Below are 15052 nucleotides of genomic sequence, written 5' to 3'. Positions count from 1 at the left end.
GGCGATCACAGCACGTAGTGGTCCACCAGCAGCGCGGCGAACAGCAGGCTCAGGTGGATGAGGGAAAAGCGGAAGGTCTCGCGGGCGAGCGCATCCGAGTAGCGGCGCCACAGCCGAAAGCCATAGGCGCAAAAGCCCAGGCTGAGCACCACGGCGGCGGCCAGGTAGATCCAGGAACTCATGCCGTACACGAAGGGCATGAGGCAGCCCGCGAAGAGGATCAGCGTGTACAGGAACACCTGCAGCCGCGTGAACTCGTTGCCGTGCGTGACGGGCAGCATGGGCAGGCCCGACTTGCGGTAGTCCTCCACGCGGTACAGCGCCAGGGCCCAGAAATGCGGAGGCGTCCACAGGAAGATGATGAGGAACAGGATGAGCGCCTCGGGCGCCACGTCGCCCGTCATGGCCGACCAGCCCAGCACCGGCGGCATGGCGCCCGAGGCGCCGCCGATCACGATGTTCTGCGGCGTGAGCGGCTTGAGGATCACCGTGTACACCACCGCGTAGCCGACGAAGGTGGCGAAGGTGAGCCACATGGTGAGCGGGTTGACCCACCGGTAGAGCACCAATGAACCCGCCGCGCACAGCGCCGCCGAGAACAGCAGCGTCTGCGTGTTGGACAGCTCGCCCTTGGCGGTGGGCCGCCAGGCGGTGCGCTTCATCTTCGCGTCGATGCCCTGCTCCACGATGCAGTTGAATGCCGCGGCGGCGCCTGCCACGAGCCAGATGCCCGCACAGGCCACGGCCATGTGCGCCCACTGCGCGCCGCTGGGCATGCCGGGCACGGCCAGCACCATGCCGATGAAGGCGCAGAAAACGATCAGCTGGACCACGCGCGGCTTGGTCAGCGCATAGAACTGCGCCGCGCGCGACGGCATGCTGGTGATCGGAGGGGAGGTGGCGGGAGCAGCGCTCATGCGGAGATTCTCGTTGCGCCCGTGGGCGCGGTTGTCGGTGCGCCGGCAGCGGCGGCCAGGGGACGGGCCGCGCCCACGGCGCGGCTGGCGGCCAGGGCCCAGGTGAGGACCACGACCAGGGCCGCGGCGCCGCCGGTGTGCAGCACGGCAGCCACGAGGGGCCAGTCCAGCACCACGTTGGACAGGCCGGTGGCGAACTGCATCAGCGCCAGGCCCGCGATCCAGCGCGCCTGGGCCGGCAGCAGCGCGGCACGGTGCAGGCGCCAGGCCAGCAGCCCGAGGGCCAGCAGCACGGCGTAGGCCGCCAGCCGGTGCGCGTAGTGGATGGCCGTGAGGCCCGCGAAGGTGATGTGGCTGCCGTCCTGCAGCAGGCCCAGCGGCCGCCAGATCTCGAAGCCTTGGCCGAAGGCCATGTCGGGCCACCAGCTGCCCTGGCACGTGGGGAACGTGGTGCAGGCCAGCACCGCATAGTTGGTGCTCACCCAGCCGCCGAGCACGATCTGCACCGCCAGCAGCACGGTGGTCGCCACCAGCAGGCCTCGCAGGCCCCGGCCCAATGCCACGGGCAGGACGCAGCGCGCGGCGTGCGTCTCGCGCACGGCCTGCACGCACAGCAGCGCCAGCAGCACCAGCCCGCCGATCAAATGCAGCGTCACGATGGCGGGAAAGAGCTTCATGGTCACCGTGAGCGCGCCGAATGCGCCCTGCAGGCAGACCCACACCAGCGTCGCCGTGGGCCACCAGGGGCTCAGGGCGGGCGGCGGGCCCTGGTGCCTGGCCGCGCGCGACCGCTGCCACCACGCGCCGACGGTGAGCACGATGATGAGCATGCCCACGCCGCTGGCGAGGTAGCGGTGGATCATCTCCACCCAGGCCTTGCCGTGCGTGACCGGGCCGGTGGGCATGGCCTGCTGAGCGGCGGAGATTTCGGCATGCGCGCCCAGCGGGCTGGCGTTGCCGTAGCAGCCCGGCCAGTCGGGGCAGCCCAGGCCCGAATCGGTGAGCCGGGTGAAGGCGCCGAACAGCACCAGATCGAAGGTGAGGAACAGGGTCAGCACGGTGAGCGCCTGCAGGCGCCGCACGCGCGAGGTGCCGCGGTTGCGCAGCCACACCCAGGCCAGCGGCCCGAGCGCGATCACCGCACCCAGCAGCACCATGCGGGCGAGCGGGGCCAGGTCGTACAGCGGCTGGGCGTCCTGCATCATGGCGCTCCGGTGCGGCCGGGCTGGTCCCACGAGGCCGAGGCGCGCATCAGCCGCTCCAGGTCCCGCTTGGCCTTGGCGGCCCCGGCGGCGTCCAGGCCCGCCGGAAAACGCATCATCCAGTGGCCCATGGGGTCGACGACGTAGAGATGGTCTTCGATCGCGTGGCCGGTGGCGGGCGCGAGCCACGCGGACAGCGCCTGCGCGTCCACCCGCAGCACCTGTGCCTTTTGCAGGCCCGGCTGGATCTCGGGCGGCGGCGCGGCGCCATCGGTCACCAGCCAGACCCAGTCGATGCGGTCCTTGTCTTTGCCCAGGCTTTCGCGCAGCTGGCGCTGCAGATACAGATGGTTCTGGCAGGCGGTGCCGCAGGCGCCGGGCGCCACGCTCACGAGCAGCCACTGGCCCTGCAGCTGGTCGAGCCGACCGGGAGCGCCGTCGAGGGCGGTGGTCGCCATGCCCGCCGGCATCGCGCGCTGGGGGGCGATGAGTTCGCCGAAATTGCGCCGCCCTTCGGGCCGCAGCACGTAGTAGGTGAAGTACGAGGCCACCACCGGCGCGGCGCACACCAGCAGGATGCCCAGCATCTTCCAGCGCCCCTGGCGCGACTGCTGCACGGCCGCCATGGCCCCGCCCGCGGGCGGCAGGCTGTGCACCGTGAGGCCCAGCGGGTGGGCGCCCTGGGGCGCGTCAGGCGGCAGGCTGGCGGCGTGGGCGAAGGAAGCGTCGGACGATTTGGAACCAGACATAGAGGATTGCCACCAGGCCGCAAAGCCCGAACCATTGGACGGCGTAGCCGTAGTGTTTTTCGACCCCGGCGTCGATGACGGGCCAGTCGCGCAGCAACCCGTCGCTCGCGGCCCCCGTCTGCAGCACGGTGAGTGGCGCCAGGGCCAGGCCGGTCTCGCCGCGATAGGCTGCCAGATCGAGATTTTGCCGGATGCGGGAAGACCCCTCGGCGCTGCCGGTGGCGCCGACTTCGTACAGCCGCGATGGCGGCGCCGCGATGCGGCCTTCCACCTCGGTATCGCCCGCCGGCGTGGGGATCTGGGGCAACTGGGTGCGGTCCTGGAAATTGCGCGGCACCCAGCCGCGCTGCACCAGCACGCTGGTGGCGCTGCCCTGCAATTGCAGCGGCGTGAGCACGAAGAACCCCGGCCGGCCCTGCATCTGGCGGTTGTCCAAAAAAACGGTGTGGGCGGGCAGCCAGCGGCCGCGCAGCACGATGCGGTGGTGCACCAGCGGGTCGTCCGGCCCCGTGGCCACAGGCAGGGCCGCGAGCGTGGCGCCCTCCAATGGCGGCCGGGCCGAACGCGCGTCGATGGCGGCTTGCAAGGCTTCCTTCTGCGCCGCGCGGGACAGCTGCCAGCGCCCGAGCGACGCAGTCGCGGCCATGGCCAGCACGGCGGCCAGGCTGACCAGCCAAAATTGCAGGCCGGGTCGGCGTCTTGCAGATGTCACGGGATAATGCGCTCCATGAAATACGTGGTGGTGCTGGCCTTCCTGGCCATTCTGGCGAGCCTCGGTTCCGCGCTGTTCTTCATGATGCGCAACGGCCGCAACGACAAAGCCCGCAGCGGCCACATGGCCCGCGCGCTCGCCGTCCGCGTGGGGCTGTCGATTCTGCTCTTCCTGTGCCTGCTGGCCGCCTGGAAGCTGGGCTACATCCAGCCCACCGGACTGCCGGCCACGCGCTGAGCGCCACCCGGTCTGGCCCGGCATGGCCCACGGGCCGCGGCGGGCACCGGAGCACCGCCGCAAAAAAAGCGCCCTGCGGCGCTTTTTTCGTCGGGCCGCCGAGGGGCCTGGATTACAGCCAATAGACCAGCACGTACAGGCCCAGCCACACCACGTCCACGAAGTGCCAGTACCAGGCGGCGCCCTCGAAGCCGAAGTGCTTTTCCGGCGTGAAGTGGCCCTTTTGCAGGCGCAGCGTGATGAACAGCAGCATCAGCATGCCCACGAACACGTGAAAGCCGTGGAAGCCCGTCAGCATGAAGAAGGTGGAGCCGAAGACGCCGGAGCTGAGCTTGAGGTTCAGGTCGGTGTACAGGTGGTAGTACTCGTAGCCCTGCACGCACAGGAAGACGATGCCCAGCAGCACGGTGGCCCACATGAAGGCGATGGTCTTGCCGCGGTGGTTTTCGCGCAGCGCATGGTGCGCGATGGTCAGCGTGACGCCGGAGGTCAGCAGCAGCGCCGTGTTGATCGTGGGCAGCCAGAACGGGCCGACCGTCTGGAAGGGCTCCACGATGCCGGCGGGCGATGCGGTCATGCCCGCCGCCATGCTGGGCCACACGGCCTTGAAGTCGGGCCACAGCAGCGCGTTGTCCAGGCTGCCCAGGGCCGGCACCGAATGGGAGCGCGCCCACCACAGAGCGGTGAAGAAGGCGCCGAAGAACATCACCTCCGAGAAGATGAACCAGCTCATGCTCCAGCGGTAGGACAGATCGATCTTGTGCCCGTACAGGCCGCCCTCGCTCTCGCGCACGGCATCGCGGAACCACTGGTACAGCACGAACAGCCACCACACCATGCCCAGGGCGAGCGAATACTTGCCCCAGTCATGGCCGTTGACCCACTGGCCCGCGCCCAGGATCACGAAGAACAGGCCGGCCGCCGCCATCACCGGATGGCGCGATTCGGCGGGCACATAGTAGTACGGGGTCGTGCCGGGGGTAGATGCACTCATGTCAGCTCCTGAATCTCAAATCGTTGTTATCCGTCGGGCTGCGGCCGTCCATCAGACGACCCAGTTGACCAGCGCGATCAGCCCGACCACCAGCAGCAGCGCCGCGGCCAGGCCGACGGCGATGATGTGGATGGGGTTCAGCCGCTCCACGTCCTGCTGGTATTCCGAGCCCTTGCGCAGGCCGATGAACGACCACGCCACCGCCCGCACGGTGCGCAGCAGCGAGCCCTTGCGGCGCACCGGCGATTCGCCGGGGGTGCGCGGGCTCACGATCCGGCCCCCTGCGGCACCACGCCGGCCGGCAACGCGGCCATGGGCTCGGTGGGCGCGGGCGGCGTCTTGCCGCCCACCTCGAAGAAGGTATAGGACAGGGTGATGGTGGTCACGTCCTTGGACAGGCGCGGGTCGATCACGAACGCCACGGGCCATTGCTTTTTTTCGCCCGGCTCCAGCACGTACTGGTTGAAGCAGAAGCACTCGAGCTTGTTGAAGTGCGCGGCCGCCTGCCGCGGCGCATAGCTCGGGATGGCCTGCGCGGCCATGCGGCGGTTCTGCACGTTCTGGAACTCGTACATCACTGTGGCCAGCTCGCCCGGGTGCACCTGCAGCGATCGCTGCGCGGGCTTGAAGTCCCACGGGCCGCGCGCGTTCGCATCGAACTCCACGGTGATGGTGCGGCTCTTGTCCACCTGCGTGTTCGCGGGCACCTTCACATCGCGGCCCGCCACCCCGTTGCCCGGCACCTGCCGCTCGGACAGCGACAGGATGTTGATGCCGGTCATCTCGCAGATGTGCTTGTAGATGGGAATGAGCACGTAGCCGAAGGCGAACATGCCGACCGAGATCACGGCCAGCTTGCCCACCATCTTGGCGTTTTCAGTGCGGAACATGCCCATGGCGCGTCCAGGCTTTCAGCGGGCCAGCCAGGCCATCTTGACCATGAAGCCGACGAAGAAGGCCACGGCCACCGAGGCCAGGATCAGCGCCATGCGCCGGTTGGACTTCTTTTGCTCGGGGGTCATTGTCAGGCCCTCCTCAGCCGATCACGCGGGTGGCCGAGGCGTCCAGCTTCGGAGGCGTCTCGTACGTGTGGAAAGGCGCCGGCGAAGGCACTTCCCATTCGAGTCCCTCGGCCCCTTCCCACGGGCGCTGCGGCGCCACTTCGCCCTTGCCGCGCATCGCGGGCACCACGATGAACAGGAAGAAGTACACCTGCATCAGGCCGAAGCCGAACGCGCCGATGGAGGCCAGCATGTTGAAGTCGGCGAACTGCATGGGGTAGTCGGCATAGCGGCGCGGCATGCCGGCCAGGCCCAGGAAGTGCATGGGGAAGAACGTCACGTTGAACGTGATGAGCGAGCCCCAGAAGTGGATGCGGCCCCGGGTTTCGCTGTACATCACGCCGGTCCACTTCGGCGCCCAGTAGTAGTACGCGGCGAACATGGAGAACAGCGAGCCGGCCACCAGCACGTAGTGGAAGTGGGCCACCACGTAGTAGGTATCCTGCAGCTGGATGTCGATGGGGGCCATCGACAGGATCAGCCCGGTGAAGCCGCCCATGGTGAACACGAAGATGAAGCCCACGGCGAACAGCATCGGGGTCTCGAACGTCATGGAGCCGCGCCACATGGTGGCGATCCAGTTGAAGATCTTCACGGCCGTGGGCACCGAGATCAGCATGGTGGCGTACATGAAGAACAGCTGGCCGGTCACGGGCATGCCGGTCGTGAACATGTGGTGGGCCCACACGATGAACGACAGGATGGCGATGGACGAGGTGGCATACACCATGGAGGCATAGCCGAACAGCCGCTTGCGCGAGAACGCCGGCACGATCTGGCTGATGATGCCGAAGGCCGGCAGGATCATGATGTACACCTCGGGGTGGCCGAAGAACCAGAAGATGTGCTGGTACATCACTGGGTCGCCGCCGCCGGCGGGGTTGAAGAAGCTGGTGCCGAAGTGGCGGTCGGTCAGCGTCATGGTGATGGCGCCGGCCAGCACGGGCATCACGGCGATCAGCAGGTAGGCGGTGATGAGCCAGGTCCACGCGAACATGGGCATCTTCATCAGCGTCATGCCGGGGGCGCGCATGTTCAGGATGGTCACGATGATGTTGATCGATCCCATGATGGACGAGGCCCCCAGGATGTGCATCGCGAAGATGCCGGCATCCATCGACGGGCCCATCTGCAGCGTGAGCGGCGCATACAGCGTCCAGCCCGCCGCCGGCGCGCCGCCAGGCATGAGGAACGAGGTCACCAGCATGATGGCCGCCGGGATCATCAGCCAGAAGCTGAAGTTGTTCATGCGCGCGAAGGCCATGTCGGATGCGCCGATCTGCAGCGGGATCATCCAGTTCGCGAAGCCCACGAACGCCGGCATGATGGCGCCGAACACCATGATCAGGCCGTGCATGGTGGTGAGCTGGTTGAACAGCTCGGGGTTCACCAGCTGCAGGCCGGGCTTGAACAGCTCGGCGCGGATCAGCAGCGCCAGGATGCCGCCCACCATCAGCATGGTGAACGAGAACAGCAGGTACAGCGTGCCGATGTCCTTGTGGTTGGTCGCGAACACCCAGCGCCGCCAGCCCGTCGGGCCGTGGTGGTGGTGATCGCCGTGGCTGTCGTGTGCGTGGCCGCCCGCGTGACCGTGGTTGTCGAGAACTGCGCTCATCTTGGATTCCTCAGTGCGTTGGGGCGTGGGTGGCTATTTGCCACGCTGGGCCAGGATCTCGGACGGCTGCACGATCTGCCCCGTCTTGTTGGACCAGGCGTTCTTGGTGTAGCTCACCACGGCCGCCAGATCGGTGTCGCTCAACTGCGCCCAGGAGGGCATCGCGCCGTTGGCGGCACCCTTGAGCACGATGTGGATCTGCTGGGTGTGGTCGTCGCTCTTGACGATGGCGGAGCCGTCCAGCGGCTTGATGGGGCCTGCGCCCTTGCCGTTGGCCTGGTGGCAGGCAGCGCAGTTGGCGGCATAGACCTTCTCGCCGCGCGGCAGGATGTCCTGCAGCGTCCAGACCTTGTTCGGATCGTCCGCCTTGGCAGCCGCCTTTTTCTTCTCGCCCGCCACCCACTGGGTGTAGTCGGCGGCAGACACGACCTTCACGTGGATGGGCATGTAGGCGTGCTCCTTGCCGCACAGCTCGGCGCACTGGCCGTAGTAGTCGCCCACCTTGTCGGCGCGGAACCAGGTGTCGCGCACGAAGCCGGGGATCGCATCCTGCTTGATGCCGAAGGCCGGCACCATGAACGAGTGGATCACGTCGTTGGCGGTGGTGATCACGCGCACCTTCTTGCCCACAGGCACCACCAGGGGGTTGTCCACCTTGAGCAGGTAGTCGGCCGGCGCGTTGCTCACGTTGCCGCTGTCGGACATGCGGCGGTGGCTGCTGTCGAGCGTGGAGATGTACGCCAGGCCCTGGCCTTCGCCGGTGATGTAGTCGTAGCCCCACTTCCACTGGTAGCCGGTGACCTTGATGGTCAGGTCGGCGTTGGTGGTGTCCTTTTGCGCCACGAGCACCTTGGTGGCGGGCAGCGCCATGAGGATCACGATGATGAAGGGCACGATGGTCCAGATGACCTCGACGGTCACGGACTCATGGAAATTGGCCGGCTTGACGCCGCGCGACTTGCGGTGCTTCCAGATCGAATAGAACATCACCGCGAACACGGCGATGAAGATCACCGTGCAGATGATGAGCATCATCCAGTGCAGGAACTGCTGCTCCTCGGCGATGCGGGTGACCGGAGGCGCCAGGTTCAATTGGTTGACGGCCGGGCCACCGGGAAGATCCTGCACGGCGTGGGCTGCGGTGCCCACCCATGCACCCGCCATCAGCAGCAAAGAAGCCAGCTTGTTGGAAATGCTCTTCATAGTTCTCACTTCTAAGCCTCAATTAACCAATCCCTGGGCGCCCCCGCGTGGGGTCGGGGCGGCGCACAAAGCCATGCGAATTCCAACATCCAGACCGTGCCCGGGCCTTGGGGCGCAATGCCCGAGCCCTTCAGCGCGGCTGGGTTCCACATGAACCCGGTTTCATCGATGCGGAGCACCGTCGGTGCTTCGCTTTTTGTCTCCTGACCTTCAAGGCCCGCGCGGGTTGGCGCGTGCCCTGCACCGTGCAGCATGCCGTTCCCGTGGCCCGATTGCAAGGCCCGCGGCGACATCCGCTGCACAGCCCCGTACAAACCATGAGAAGGTTGGAAGGTTTCGCGCCGACCGCAGAGCCTGCCGCCGACAGGCGGCCTCCCGGCGGGGCCGCAGGGATCGCACCGCGCAGCAGAAGTTCCGGAACAGCACCGCCAAGAATTGTAGCCTGCTGTTGCGACGGATCATGGGGGCCCTGCCCCCGGGAAAACACCCTCAGGCGCCCGGTTTCCTCGCCCCCTGCAGCATGGCGCGCATGTCCTGCAGCGACACGGCGCTGCTCTCGCTCACCCGCAACCGTGGCGCCGGCTTGAAGGCGTGGCCATAGACGATCTCGAAGGTCAGCGCCAGCTGGCCGCCCTCGTTGGGGTCGGACAGGCGGTCGGCCAGCGCCTGTTCCAGGCGCTCGCGCCAGCGCCGCCCGCGCAGCGCGGGGAAGCGCGCCGGGTGCAGGTTGCAACCCAGTTCGCGCAACTCCTTCAGCAGCCGGGCCGGGGTGGCGAAGGTCAGCCGAATGCGCTCCATGTCCATCACGGGTTCGGCGAACCCGGCCTGCACCAGCATGTCGCCCCAGTCGTGCATGTCCGTCATGGCATGGCCGGCGGGCGGCCAGCCCAGTTCGGCATAGACGGCATGGAGTTCGCGCACGGTGTCGGGGCCCAGGCAGGAGAACATGAGGTAGCCGTCCACGGCGAGCGCCCGGTGCCACTGGCCGATCAGCCGCTGCGGGTCGGCGGCCGTGTGCAGCGCCATGTTGGACCACACCATGTTGACGCTGCCGTCCGCCGGCAGGCCGAACTTCGGAGCACGCCCGCCCCAGCGCGAAGGGCTCCACCATGCCGCGCCCAGTGCCTGCTCGGCCACCGGCTGGCGGCGCGCCGCGGTTTCCGCCACCTGGCAGGTGGCCTGGGGGTAACGCTGGCGCACCAGGGCATGGGCCTGCAGGCCACCGCGCACCGGGTCCCAGTCGCACCAGGCGGCCGGGGCCTGGCGGATCCACTGGAGCCGGTCGTCCATGCGCCGGGCGACCTCCTCGTGCAGCCAGGGGGAGATGGCGGGGGCGGCGGCATGCCAGCGGGCCGCGGCGGGCGGGTCGATGGTGGGGGGAAGGTGCTCTGGCATCGTGGGGGACGGGGGTCGCGGCGAGTATATTGAGTCGATGCTCCACAGGCACCTTGCAGGGATATCGCACTGGCTGGGCGCGGCCCTGGGTGCCGTGCCCAGCCAATGCGCCGTCTGCCATGCCTGGCCCGCGCGGCGCGTCTGCGATGCCTGCGCCACCCGCTTCGCACAGCCGCAGCCGCGCTGCGCGACCTGCGCCCTGCCCGTGCCGGCGGGCGTGGCGCGTTGCGGGCACTGCCTCACCGACCCGCCGCCGCTGGACGCCTGCCTTGCAGCGGTGGACTACGGCTACCCCTGGGCGCAGGCGCTGGCCGACTTCAAGTTCCGGGCCGACCCCGGCTGGGCGCCGTCGCTGGCCACCCTGCTTCGCAGCACGCCCTGGGTGGAACCGGCAGTGGAAGCGGCCGGCTGCCTGCTGCCCATTCCCCTGTCGCGCGAGCGGATGAAAGAGCGCGGCTTCAACCAGGCCGCGCTGCTGGCGCGTGCCTTGTCGCCGGCGAAGGCGGATGCCGCCAGCCTGCTGCGCACCCGCGCCACCGAGGCGCAGAGCGGCTTGCCGCGCAAGGACCGGCTGCGCAACCTGCGCGGCGCGTTCGCGCTGGAGCCCGGGCGCGCCGCGCGCATCGCGGGCCGCCGGGTGGTTCTGGTGGACGACGTGATGACGACGGGCGCCACGCTGCACGCGGCGGCGCGGGTGCTGCGCGAGGCCGGCGCCGCGCACATCACCGCGGTGGTGGTCGCCCGCACCGATAGTCCCTGACCCGGGCCGATCACCGGGCCTGGATACGTTTGTTTACGAGCTTTCGCGCCGGGTGCGGCGCAGATGCCGACAATAGACGCCATGTTTCATATCGTTCTTGTCGAACCCGAGATCCCGCCCAACACGGGCAACGTGATCCGGCTGGCCGCCAACACCGCGTGCCGGCTGCACCTGATCGAACCCTTGGGTTTCTCCATGGAAGACCGCCTGATGAAGCGCGCGGGCCTCGACTACCACGAGTACACCGAGGTGCAGCGCCACGCGGGATGGACCGCCTTCCTGCGCGATGCCGAGCCGGACGCCACCCGCATGTTCGCCATGACCACACACGCCACGCTCACGGTGTACGAGACCAGCTTCCGCGCCGGCGACTGGCTGGTGTTCGGCGCCGAGACGCGCGGCCTGCCGCCCGAGCTGCGCGAATCGTTCCCGCCCGCCCAGCAACTGCGGCTGCCGATGGTGCCGGGGCAGCGCAGCCTGAACCTGTCGAACGCCGTGGCGGTCACAGTGTACGAAGCCTGGCGGCAAAACAGCTTTCTCTGATGCGCCAAGGCCCTGGCCCGGCCCTCAGGCCTGCGGGGCGGGCGGGGCCGCGTTTTGGTCCAGGACGCCAGGGGCCTGCAGCGCCTCCTCCACGGACTTGCGCGTGCGGGCGCTCAGAAAATCCAGGAAGGCCCGCGTGCGTGCGGGCATGAACTTGCGGCTCGGAAAGGCCGCGTACAGCGTGAAGCGCCCCGCCGTCCAGGGCGCCAGCACCCGCACCAGTTGCCCGCTGCGCAGGTAGGGCGCAGCCAGATCGACCGGTAGCGAGGTCAGCCCCGCACCATCCAGCGCAGCACGCAGCAGGGTCTCGATGTGGTTGGTCACGCAGACCGGCTGCACCTCGATGTCGATGGCCCGGTGGCCCAGCAGGGGATCGAACAGGCGCATCACCCCGGGTTTGGTGTCGCTGCGCCGGCGCAGCAGGCACTGGTGCCGGGCCAGGTCCTGTGGCACCTGCGGCATGCCGTGGTCCCGCAGGTAGGCGGGCGAGGCTCACACCACGCTGTCGGACCGCACGATGGGCCGGGTGATCACGTTGGCGCCGAAGACCGCGTCGTCGCTCAGCAGCGTGATGTCGAAATCGCCGATGGGCGGCTCCAGCGAGGAGTCCACATGGATGTCCAGCACCACCCGGGGATGCGCCCGGTGAAAGCCCTCCACCAGCGGCGCGAGGATGTGGACCGCGAGCACCGGCGGCGCGTGCAGCCGCAGCACGCCGGCGATCTCCGAGGTGTGGGCCTGGGCCGCGGCGAAGGCCTCCTCCACGTCGGCCAGGATGGTGCGCACGCGGGCCAGGTAGGCCTCGCCGGCATCGGTGAGCGAGACCCGGCGCGTGGTCCGCTGCAGCAGCCGGGTGCCGATGTGGCTCTCCAGGTCGGCAACCAGCCGGGTGACCGCCGCGGCCGACAGGTCCATCGCGCGCGCGGCCGCGGCGAAGCCGCCTTCGTCCACGACGGACTGGAACACGCGCATCGTCAGCAATCTATCCATTGCAGGAATGACGGCGTTTCAAGGGCCGCGATTATTTCAATTTCGTTAATTATTCATTGCCGAGAGTGCTGTTTTTCAAAGGGTTAACCCTGCGTACAGTTCAACCCATCGATGAGAAAGCCTGAAGGCGGACCCACCGAGGCAGGACAAGACCGGCCCCCAACAAGACCAGCCTTGCCCGGAAACACCAACCAATGAAGGACACCATCATGAACAACTACCGCACTCTCGCCACCGCTGCCGCCATCGCCCTGAGCGCCTTCGCCGCCCACGCCGGTGTGGAAGGCGACGGCTCCGACTATCCCGCCCCTGTCGCCGCCTCCAGCGCGCTGACCCGCGAAGCCGTCGTGGCCGACCTGGTGGCCGCCCGCCAGAACGGCACCCTGCCCCGCGCCGGCGACTGGTACGACGTGCCCGCGCCCCTGGCCGTCTCCGGCAACGCCACGGTCGTCACCCGCAAGGAAGTGCAGGCGCAAACCGTGGCGGCCGCGAAGTCGCGCAACACGGTCAGCGGCGACCACTGATCTGACCGCACGGCGGCCCGGCCGGTTGCGACCGGCCCAGCCCCTCCCCTAAGAAAAGGCCCGCAGGTTCGCCCTGCGGGCCTTTTTCATGGGGCGCCGTCAGGGCGCGGCGCCGTAGTTGCGCGCCAGGGACTCGGCCACGCACGCGGGCTTGTCGGACCCTTCGCGCTCGATGGTGACCAGCCAGGTCATCTGGATGCCGTCCGGCGCGGCGGGCTCGCAGGCCTGCAGCGTGAGCCGCGCGCGCAGGCGGCTGCCCACGGGCACGGGCGAGGTGAAGCGCACGCGGTTGAGCCCGTAGTTCACGCCCATCCGCGCGCCGGCGATGGCGAACGCCGATTCGAAGAACCGCGGAATCAGCGACAGCGTGAGAAACCCGTGGGCGATCGGCGCGCCGAACGGGCCCTGGGCCGCACGCTCGGGATCGACATGGATCCACTGGTGGTCGCCCGTGGCCTCGGCGAACTGGTCGATCTGCGCCTGGGTGATGGTGATCCAGTCGGTCACCGCCACCTCGCTGCCCACGCAGGCGGCCACTTCGGAATACGTCTGGAAGGTTTTCATGCGCGCACTTTAGGCCGGGGCGGGCCGTGCGCGTTGTCGGGCACGCGACAGCCGCGCGCGCCGGCCTACTGGTCGAGCCAGTCGCAGATGCCCTGCCACTGCTCCAGGTCGCGCGCCACGCGGCTGGCCGAGACGTCGAAGACCGACAGGCCCTGCGCGGCCAGGTGGATGTAGTTCTGCGTGTCGCGCAGCCGGCCCAGCACCGGCAGGCCCAGGCTTTCGACGAACTCGCCCAGCTTGTCGGCCGCGATGGTGCGGGCATCGACCCGCATGCCGACGATGCCGATCTGCACGTTCGCCGCATGGCGGCTTTGGGCCAGCTCGTCCAGGAAGCCACGGATGGCGAAGATGTCGAACACGCTGGCCTGCAGCGGCACGATCACCTTGTCGGCCAGCTGGAGCACCGACTTGAGCTGCGCGCCGTGCAGGCCCGCGGGCGTGTCCAGCACCGCGTGGGTGGCCTCCTTGGGCGGGCGGCCGATGGCGTCGGGCTGCAGGGGCCAGTCGCCGATGGGCCGAACGGCCGGGGACCGCAGCCCGCGCCACAGTTGGGACGACTGCTGCGGGTCGGCGTCGCCCAGCACCACGGCGTGGCCCTGGCTGGCGAAATAGCCGGCGATGTTGGTGGCGAGCGTGGATTTGCCCACGCCGCCCTTGGGATTGGCCACTGCGATCACTGGCATGCACGCCTCCTGGGGGTCAAAAGTTGGATTGGCGGGGGCGATGGTAGCGCCGCCCGGGGCCGGGCTGGGGAGCATGAGTCAAAAACCCCTCCAGCGCATATTCCACTAGGGCATATTGCTATATTTTTAATAGCAAACGAATTCAGCCGTGCTGGGCCCCGCGCTTGACGAAGAAGAGCCCCGTGCCCACGGCCATCAGCAGGCCGCCGAACACGCGGTTCTGCGCACGCACCGCGCGGGCGTTGCGCAGCAGCCGGCGCAGCGCGCTGGCGCCCGCGGCATAGCCGTGCATGACGGCCATGTCCACCGCCACCATCGTGGCCGCCATGGCGAGCAGTTGCGTCCACAGCGGGCGCGTGTCGGTCATGAACTGGGGCAGCACGGCCACCATGAAGATGATGCCCTTGGGGTTGGTGGCGTTGGTCAGAAAGCCCGTGAGGCAGCGCTTTTGCCACGGGCCGGCCGGCGCGGCCTCCCCACCCGGCAGGGACGACGCATCGCCCGAGCGCCATTGGGCGATGCCGATGTAGATGAGGTAGCACGCGCCCAGGATCTTCACCGCGCTGAACGCCGTCTCCGAGGCCAGCAGCAGCGAGCCCACGCCCGCCCCGGCGATCACCAGGATCAGCAGCAGCCCCAGTTGCAGCCCCAGGATGGTGGCGCCCGTCTTTCGCACGCCGTAGGTGAGCCCGTGGCTCATGGACAGCACGGCGCCGGAGCCCGGCGAGATCGCGATGAGGCAAGCCGCCGCCAAAAATGCCAGCCAGGTGTGCAGGTCCATGGGTCCGCCGGAAAAGAAAGGAAAGAAGATGAAAGGATCGGGAGCCGCCGATCTTACCGATGCAAAATTGCCGAGGTCCCCTTCACCGCCTCTTTCTCCACCCCCTTCTTTCTCCACCCCAT

The 15052-nt window shown here is 68.5% G+C and carries 18 protein-coding genes and 1 pseudogene; 4 read left to right on the top strand and 15 right to left on the bottom strand.

Annotated features, from left to right (window positions below):
• Positions 1 to 5: 5 nt before the first annotated feature.
• Genes cyoE through AVMA1855_RS21135 form a run of 4 tightly spaced genes read right to left on the bottom strand, consistent with a single transcriptional unit; the run spans position 6 to position 3580 of the window.
• On the bottom strand, positions 6 to 917 hold the full coding sequence (gene cyoE / locus AVMA1855_RS21150; protein WP_272565025.1) for a heme o synthase: 912 nt from the start codon (positions 915 to 917) through the stop codon (positions 6 to 8).
• Positions 914 to 2119: a COX15/CtaA family protein gene (locus AVMA1855_RS21145; protein WP_284427242.1), complete on the bottom strand. Its 1206-nt coding sequence runs from the start codon at positions 2117 to 2119 to the stop codon at positions 914 to 916. Before AVMA1855_RS21145 ends, cyoE begins: the two co-directional genes overlap by 4 nt.
• Positions 2119 to 2868 (bottom strand): SCO family protein, encoded by a 750-nt coding sequence (locus tag AVMA1855_RS21140; RefSeq protein WP_284408101.1) that lies wholly within the window; start codon positions 2866 to 2868, stop codon positions 2119 to 2121. Before AVMA1855_RS21140 ends, AVMA1855_RS21145 begins: the two co-directional genes overlap by 1 nt.
• Positions 2810 to 3580, bottom strand: a complete 771-nt coding sequence (locus AVMA1855_RS21135; protein ID WP_284427214.1) for an SURF1 family protein — start codon at positions 3578 to 3580, stop codon at positions 2810 to 2812. Before AVMA1855_RS21135 ends, AVMA1855_RS21140 begins: the two co-directional genes overlap by 59 nt.
• A gap of 6 nt (positions 3581 to 3586) precedes the next feature.
• Here AVMA1855_RS21135 and AVMA1855_RS21130 point away from each other — a divergent pair, with 6 nt between their 5' ends.
• Positions 3587 to 3817 (top strand): twin transmembrane helix small protein, encoded by a 231-nt coding sequence (locus tag AVMA1855_RS21130; protein WP_272549034.1) that lies wholly within the window; start codon positions 3587 to 3589, stop codon positions 3815 to 3817.
• Between the two features lie 112 nt (positions 3818 to 3929).
• On the opposite strand, the gene AVMA1855_RS21125 is transcribed toward AVMA1855_RS21130, so the two are convergent.
• The 7 genes from AVMA1855_RS21125 to AVMA1855_RS21095 form a co-directional block, all read right to left on the bottom strand.
• The gene (locus tag AVMA1855_RS21125; protein WP_272565029.1) at positions 3930 to 4811 is read right to left on the bottom strand and encodes a cytochrome c oxidase subunit 3; all 882 of its coding nucleotides are present in this window, start codon (positions 4809 to 4811) and stop codon (positions 3930 to 3932) included.
• Between the two features lie 51 nt (positions 4812 to 4862).
• Complete coding sequence (locus tag AVMA1855_RS21120) at positions 4863 to 5081, bottom strand: DUF2970 domain-containing protein (RefSeq protein ID WP_284427213.1); 219 nt, start codon at positions 5079 to 5081, stop codon at positions 4863 to 4865.
• Positions 5078 to 5701: a cytochrome c oxidase assembly protein gene (locus AVMA1855_RS21115; RefSeq protein WP_502870359.1), complete on the bottom strand. Its 624-nt coding sequence runs from the start codon at positions 5699 to 5701 to the stop codon at positions 5078 to 5080. Before AVMA1855_RS21115 ends, AVMA1855_RS21120 begins: the two co-directional genes overlap by 4 nt.
• 21 nt (positions 5702 to 5722) lie before the next feature.
• Positions 5723 to 5833: a cytochrome oxidase small assembly protein gene (locus AVMA1855_RS21110; RefSeq protein WP_272549038.1), complete on the bottom strand. Its 111-nt coding sequence runs from the start codon at positions 5831 to 5833 to the stop codon at positions 5723 to 5725.
• 13 nt (positions 5834 to 5846) lie between these two features.
• Positions 5847 to 7487 (bottom strand): cytochrome c oxidase subunit I, encoded by a 1641-nt coding sequence (gene ctaD, locus AVMA1855_RS21105; protein ID WP_272549039.1) that lies wholly within the window; start codon positions 7485 to 7487, stop codon positions 5847 to 5849.
• A gap of 33 nt (positions 7488 to 7520) precedes the next feature.
• A complete protein-coding gene (gene coxB / locus AVMA1855_RS21100) occupies positions 7521 to 8690 on the bottom strand; it encodes a cytochrome c oxidase subunit II (protein WP_284427211.1) in 1170 nt (389 codons plus the stop codon).
• A gap of 489 nt (positions 8691 to 9179) precedes the next feature.
• The gene (locus tag AVMA1855_RS21095) at positions 9180 to 10085 is read right to left on the bottom strand and encodes a methyltransferase domain-containing protein (protein WP_284427210.1); all 906 of its coding nucleotides are present in this window, start codon (positions 10083 to 10085) and stop codon (positions 9180 to 9182) included.
• Between the two features lie 37 nt (positions 10086 to 10122).
• Here AVMA1855_RS21095 and AVMA1855_RS21090 point away from each other — a divergent pair, with 37 nt between their 5' ends.
• Both AVMA1855_RS21090 and trmL read left to right on the top strand, forming a co-directional pair.
• A complete protein-coding gene (locus AVMA1855_RS21090; protein ID WP_284427209.1) occupies positions 10123 to 10845 on the top strand; it encodes a ComF family protein in 723 nt (240 codons plus the stop codon).
• 81 nt (positions 10846 to 10926) lie between these two features.
• The gene (gene trmL, locus AVMA1855_RS21085) at positions 10927 to 11388 is read left to right on the top strand and encodes a tRNA (uridine(34)/cytosine(34)/5-carboxymethylaminomethyluridine(34)-2'-O)-methyltransferase TrmL (RefSeq protein ID WP_272565035.1); all 462 of its coding nucleotides are present in this window, start codon (positions 10927 to 10929) and stop codon (positions 11386 to 11388) included.
• A 24-nt stretch (positions 11389 to 11412) separates the two neighbouring features.
• On the opposite strand, the pseudogene AVMA1855_RS21080 reads toward trmL, so the two are convergent.
• Positions 11413 to 12378 (bottom strand): annotated as a pseudogene (locus AVMA1855_RS21080) (LysR family transcriptional regulator).
• 209 nt (positions 12379 to 12587) lie between these two features.
• Between AVMA1855_RS21080 and AVMA1855_RS21075 the strand changes: the two are divergent.
• Positions 12588 to 12902 carry a DUF4148 domain-containing protein gene (locus AVMA1855_RS21075; protein ID WP_284405399.1) on the top strand — a complete coding sequence of 105 codons (315 nt, stop codon included), beginning with the start codon at positions 12588 to 12590 and terminating at the stop codon, positions 12900 to 12902.
• Positions 12903 to 13001: 99 nt separating this feature from the next.
• Here the strand turns inward: AVMA1855_RS21075 and AVMA1855_RS21070 are convergent, their stop codons facing one another.
• From AVMA1855_RS21070 to AVMA1855_RS21060, 3 genes are all read right to left on the bottom strand, one after another.
• A complete protein-coding gene (locus AVMA1855_RS21070) occupies positions 13002 to 13466 on the bottom strand; it encodes a MaoC family dehydratase (protein ID WP_284393360.1) in 465 nt (154 codons plus the stop codon).
• Positions 13467 to 13531: 65 nt separating this feature from the next.
• Complete coding sequence (locus AVMA1855_RS21065) at positions 13532 to 14149, bottom strand: nucleotide-binding protein (protein ID WP_284427208.1); 618 nt, start codon at positions 14147 to 14149, stop codon at positions 13532 to 13534.
• Between the two features lie 142 nt (positions 14150 to 14291).
• Positions 14292 to 14930, bottom strand: coding sequence for a LysE family transporter (locus tag AVMA1855_RS21060; protein ID WP_284393355.1), 639 nt, complete (start codon positions 14928 to 14930; stop codon positions 14292 to 14294).
• Positions 14931 to 15052: the final 122 nt, after the last annotated feature.

Source organism: Acidovorax sp. SUPP1855, assembly GCF_030158955.1.
In the GTDB taxonomy this organism is placed as follows: domain Bacteria; phylum Pseudomonadota; class Gammaproteobacteria; order Burkholderiales; family Burkholderiaceae_C; genus Paracidovorax.
This window is presented reverse-complemented; position numbering and strand designations above follow the sequence as displayed.